The organism is Ferrimonas sp. (assembly GCF_048263965.1).
Taxonomy (GTDB): domain Bacteria; phylum Pseudomonadota; class Gammaproteobacteria; order Enterobacterales; family Shewanellaceae; genus Ferrimonas.
In genome coordinates this window covers 1-5504 of the sequence record NZ_JBLXDO010000041.1, presented here as the reverse complement: position 1 = coordinate 5504, position 5504 = coordinate 1, and the positions used below count along the sequence as shown (strand labels likewise).

Genomic DNA, 5504 nt, shown 5'->3' with positions numbered 1-5504 from the left:
GCAGGCTCAAGGTTATAAGTCGCCTCATCAAGCCACTGGGTAACTTCTGCACTGATGTCTCCAGGTCGCAAGAGAGCCATGGGAAATAACCCCCTCTCCAGTGTACACCTGGGATCATCAGCCCAGAGCGGCATGCGCCGACCGTGCTTGCCATACCACCTAGGTTTCATGAAAACCTGAACTTCCTCGCCTGCCTTCTCAGCTCGGGGATCAAATTCAGGGTGGTAAACGAAGAAGGTTTCATACTCATAGCTGTTGTGCATGGCGCGCCAGAAGGCCGTCAGGCGCTGCTGCCCATCCAGCAGATGCTGCGTCACCGTGCCTGCCTTTTCCGGCTCGGCGCTGCTTATATAACGAGACACAAATTTTTCATTGTCGTTACCATCGACCTGCAGGATCAGGACCACCCCCATGGGCAGGTTGTTGATTATAGTATCCAGAAAACTGGTGATCCGGTTTCTATCCCAGGCCTCCATGCGCTGGAAGCGCGGGAGCTTAATTGAGCCGCGCTGGATATCGTGAAACCATTCTCCAAGACTGCGATCGTGCGCCTTGCTGGATTGCACCATGATGTTCATTCACCACTCCCTGTGTTTTTCTTACGGCCGCGAGTCTTCTTGGAGACCGGCTCGAGTTCGGCGTAGAGGTGCTCAAGGTCGTGGGCAATGGCAAGCGACTTATCGGTAATGCACTTCTCGCGCACCCGCTCCGGCCAATAGGCCATAGCCAGGTGGGACCAGTCATATTCACCCTGTTCTAGTTTCTCCCAGGTATCACGAAGTACGTTCTGCCAGGGCATATGGTGGAAGAGCGGCCAGAGCGGCGCCGCGGTGATCTGCACGCCATCATCGTGGTTGGGCTTGTAGCTGGGGGCGATATCAAGTAATGAATCGCGAAGATTGGCTAGCTCATCGCGGAAGTCGCTGAGCTCTTCATGGCGCTTCTCATCGCCATGACTGCGGCTGGCGCCTGCTAGGCGAAGATTGGCCAGCTCGCTATCCACCTGCTTGAGCTTGGGCTCAATGAAGTCGTTGACGGAGGTAAACAGGGTCTGATCGGTCAGGTTCGAGTAGTAGAGCCACAAAGCATAGCTCCCAGAGGCTGTTGCCAGCGGCCAGAATATAGGCGCCTTGCGGCGGCTCTTCGAGTACTGCTGCAGGTGGTACTTGAAGAAGTCACGGCGCAACCAGCGCCGCAGGTCTTCGTCCACCTCAACATCGACGGCCTGCAGCACATCGGCCATCAGCCGCGGTAGATCATGCTCATGGCTTGAGTCATCAACCAGGATGCCCACATGGCGATGGTATGGCTCATCACCGTCGGGCAGCATACCGGGGCTCTTGACCGGCAGCGGATCGAAAGGCTCTGGCTCGGGCGGCGCCTCCCGCTCGCCGGATGCCAAGCGCCAATCGAAGCGGCCAAACACCACGCCCACAGCCCAAGAGAGCAAAGCATCCAGTGGTGGCGCATCTACTATCTTTACTGCACTTTCTTCATCACCACTAATTTCTTCAGTGTCAGTTGCTGCATAAATATCTCCTAGGGCAGCTTTGCGATCTTCCTCAGAAAAGCCGTAGAGACCGAAGGCAATATCGTCGATCTGCGCTTGAATATCGGCTAACTCGGCGTATATCGCTTGAGGATCGTAGTCTCTAAATCTTCCCCGAAGTATCTCAGGCAACAAAAAAGCATGCGAAGTCTCATTCGCCATATCAAGCTTACGTTTAAGTGACCAAGCTTGGTATGCCAAACAGCCAAGATTTGACTTCTTTTCATCCGAAGCGCTGGACCAAGGCATTAGCTGCAAAATTCCAACGATGAACTCTGGATAGCCAAAACGCCCAAGCGCAGTTTTAAATATATAATCAAAAGGCACGCTATTGAAAACAGCAAGAGTTTCCAGTTCTTCACCTTCCCTTGCAAAAGCCGAATACCCGCGCACAGAAAAAATACATCCTCTCGGCATCGCTTGCGGAGAAAAGCGGTGCGAACGCAACGGCCAAGTAATGCCAGGTCTGAAATAATAGTCAGAATTACGAATCACACTTGGCGAAAAAGACTCCAATTCCTTCCCATTATTTTTCCAATTAACCACCAAATAAATATCGGAATAATATGGGGAATAAGCACCACCTTTGGCAAAGGGAAACCATATACCAGTCTCGCGATGTACGAGAACCTCCCACCAACCACGCAAAAAACGAAAATCATCACTCGTTTGAAGTCCAACCCTAACCTTACGCCCTCCACTTTCAAAAGCAGGAAAATCACGAAAACTCTCTCGCACAGCATCACTCACCCAATAAGAGAATGGTTTCCCTGGTACAGAATCAAAAGATTCTGAGCTGATTGAAAAAATGGCTGGGTCAGGCTTCCCTGCTCTAAGATTACAGCAGGAATTGGCCAAAGCACCTGCCTTGTCTTCCCTGCCCAATAGCCGCAAAAAATAGCTCATGAATGTTTCTCCAAAACAAAGGCGGCAGCTTCTACCATGGCATCATCCATTACACCATGTCCCAGATCAGCCATGACCTCTGGGCGTGCAATACCCAGAACTACCTCCTCACGCCATTTCTGAAAGCTAGACAGAAAAAAACAGGTACGTGAAGTAATGGCTCCCAGGCGCCCACCCTTTCGCATAACCTCCAGACCACGCTCTACAAAAATAGCCAGCAAATCATTTTTGCTATTGGGAAACTCCCTGCCCAGCTTGGCCTTGACACCTGAACTCAGCGCCCCAAACGGCGGATTCATCACCACCACATCGAAGACCACACGACAGAGGTCGATCATCCGCAGGCCCTGCAGTGCATCCTGCGTGAAGAGCCGGCTCTGGTAGGTGGCGCTGGCTTCATCGGAAAACTCCAGCAGAGTGCGGCGCAGGCGCTTTTCGGCCTTCTGCCAGGTCTCTTGCTCTTGCTCGGCAAAGAGGTCGCTACCCTTGCCCACATAGATCTGGCGAATCAGCGCGGGCAGCTCCTTCTCGGCGCGAAGAAGAACGCCAAGCTCGGGCAAGCCCTTGAGCATCTGAAGGGTCTTCTCAAACAGCTTAGCGTCCTGGCTATCCAAGCGGGCCATAAAGGCCTTGCGCAGTTCCTGCTCCGCAGGCGGAGCCACTGCGGCAACCACATTGCCCTGCCCTACATCGGGGCGCTGCTGGGCTTTCACATCGGCCTCGTGCCAGGCGCGCTGTGCACGCAGCCACAACGCCAGCGAGGCGATCTGAGCGGCGCGGGGGTCAATATCCACCCCATAGATGTTGTGCTCGACAATCAGCCGCGGCACATCACGCAGGAAGGCTTCTTCGCCGGAGTAAGTGTGGCGGAGAGGCTCGAAGCCGGCCTCCGGCTGGGTGGAGACATCCAGCACGCCGGGGCCGTGCTGCTGCTCCCACTGCCAGGCATCACGGTAGATCTGCAGAAAGAGATCAAAGGCATAGAGGCCGAAATGCATCGAACCGCAGGCCGGATCCAGCAGTTTAAGGGTACGCGGGTCACGCAGCTTGATGCTGGCTTCGGGTTGCTCGTCTGGCTTCACCAGCAGGTACTGGCAGCTGTCGCGTAGAGGCGTGGTGCCGCCTGTGGCATTAAACCACTGGCGACCCAGGGTGTTGTCGACCAGGAACTCCACCACATAGCGCGGGGTAAAGAACTGATTTCGCACCGCCAACTCGCGACTGTTGCGCGGAGCCTGGCTGGCCTTGCGCATCGCTTTTCGCTCTTCCTGGCTGTTGAAGTACTGATAGATCCAGCCGATGGTCTCGTCCAGGGCCCACAGCGGCTCGATCTCATGGTCGTTGAGCAGCTCAAGCAGCGCGTTCAGCGCCGTCTCCCTTGGGAAGAGCCGCCCCTGGGGAGCGAAGCGGTCGAAGAGCGCTGGCAGGTCAATGGCGAACTCATCAAACAGGCTGAACAGGAATGTCTGGTAGGCCTCGCCGGTCTCACCCAGTGCGGTTCCCGCCAGGTGGCGATAGAGCTCGAAGGCCTGGGACTGGGTGCCCTGGCTCACCGCCGGCAGCAGCAGGCCACGGGCCTCCATCATCAGCAGCGCCGCCAGGCGGTTGAGCACGGTAAAGGCCTGCTCGCGGATGATGCGGTCGATGGCTGCCTGTCGCTGGCTCTTGCCATCACCTTCTAAAGCTAAGTAATGCGCCAGAGTCTCCCGCAGCAGGGCAGCGGTGTGGCGCTCTCGGTCACTTAGATGGATCAGTCGCTCAAGTTCAGTCACTTCACCCGTCTTAGGGTCGAGGCCATAGTCCTGCTGCAACTGCAGCGTAAACTCCTCGGTCAGCCGCTTACGGCTGTCGCTGACAAGCTTCTGCAGCCGATTTCGGGTGGCTTGATCGAAGGCCATAGTTTACTCCTTGTCGCTGTGTGCTGTGGCCTCGCCAAGAGTTAAGTCGAGTTCGAAGGCATGGGCGTATTCCAGCTCGCCACGCAGTTTCTGGAGCTCGCGAATCATCGCGTCGAGCTCTCCCAGTGAGGTGATGCGTGGCTGTGCCTTGAAATGGCGGCTGAGCACCTTCTTTTTCTCCTGGCACCCTTCAGGAGCTTCCTCCTCAAGTTCTTTTTGCTCTTCCAGGATGCGTTCCTGCTGACGCTCTCGACCTACCCGCTCAATGCGCTCCTTGAGAGCGGCAACCTCGCCCTGGAGCTCATAGTCGCGATTGACCAGGGCGCGCAGGCCTTGAATATCGGGTTTCACCTCTAATAGCAGCTCGTCCAGGCGTCCCAGTAACTCCTGCTGCTCCTGGTTGGTCAGCTCGGGCCACTCAGGCACCCGCTTTAGTTCCTGCTCGGCCTGGCGCAGGCGCTGTTGCTGAGCCTGCTGCATTCGCTCTGTGGCAGCACCCGCCTTGCCACGCATCTCTGTCAGCCGGGTATTGAAGTCCGAACTACTGCGATAGGCTTCTTCGGTCGCTAAGCGGACGTTAAGATCCTGCAGCACTTCAGACAGCTCACTCTTGAGCTCGCCGGGTATACCGCTGGAGGGCAGCCCCTCGATCATCTGTGACAGTGAGCGCAACTCCTTGAGAGTAGCTTCGAGCCCTTGTTCCAGTGCTTTCTTGACATCGCTGGCCCAGACGAGATTATTGAATAGCGACGACTCCTCACGCCCCAGCCGCTGGGGGGCATCGGAGCCGTCAGTGAGCTGAATATCGGCCAAGTCACGGCTCATCGCCTCCAGGCGATCGTCCCCCACCATCCCAAGCATCTGCAGTCGGCCGGCCAGAGAGGCATACCGCTGCTGTAGTTCAGGGAAAAGTTTGGTGGCGGCCTTGCTGATGGCATCCTCAAGCGGCACCACCATATCGCCACTAAGTTCGGTAAGACGGCTCGACGCCAGCGCCAGCATCGCCATGGAGGGGCGGTCCTCACGCAGGGAGATGCCGACGTTTTTGAAAGCATTGTTGGTCTTGAGGGCTTCAATGGCTTGCTGACCATTGACCGTGACCTCGCGGCCGGAGACCTTAAACTTGATCACCCCGCCGAGCAGCATGGACG

At 56.3% G+C, this 5504-nt stretch carries 4 protein-coding genes; all 4 read right to left on the bottom strand.

Annotated features, from left to right (window positions below):
- Nucleotides 1-578 (bottom strand): DUF262 domain-containing protein (locus ACN0RV_RS19405; protein WP_417350184.1); only part of this gene is annotated, 578 nt, incomplete at its 3' end.
- Entirely contained in the window at nt 575-2455 is a 1881-nt protein-coding gene (locus ACN0RV_RS19400; protein WP_417350183.1) for a hypothetical protein, read from the bottom strand. The genes ACN0RV_RS19405 and ACN0RV_RS19400, both read right to left, overlap by 4 nt.
- Nucleotides 2452-4353 (bottom strand): Eco57I restriction-modification methylase domain-containing protein, encoded by a 1902-nt coding sequence (locus tag ACN0RV_RS19395; RefSeq protein ID WP_417350182.1) that lies wholly within the window; start codon nt 4351-4353, stop codon nt 2452-2454. The genes ACN0RV_RS19400 and ACN0RV_RS19395 overlap by 4 nt, the downstream gene beginning before the upstream one ends.
- Before the next feature lie 3 nt (nt 4354-4356).
- Nucleotides 4357-5504 (bottom strand): hypothetical protein (locus tag ACN0RV_RS19390; RefSeq protein WP_417350181.1); only part of this gene is annotated, 1148 nt, incomplete at its 5' end.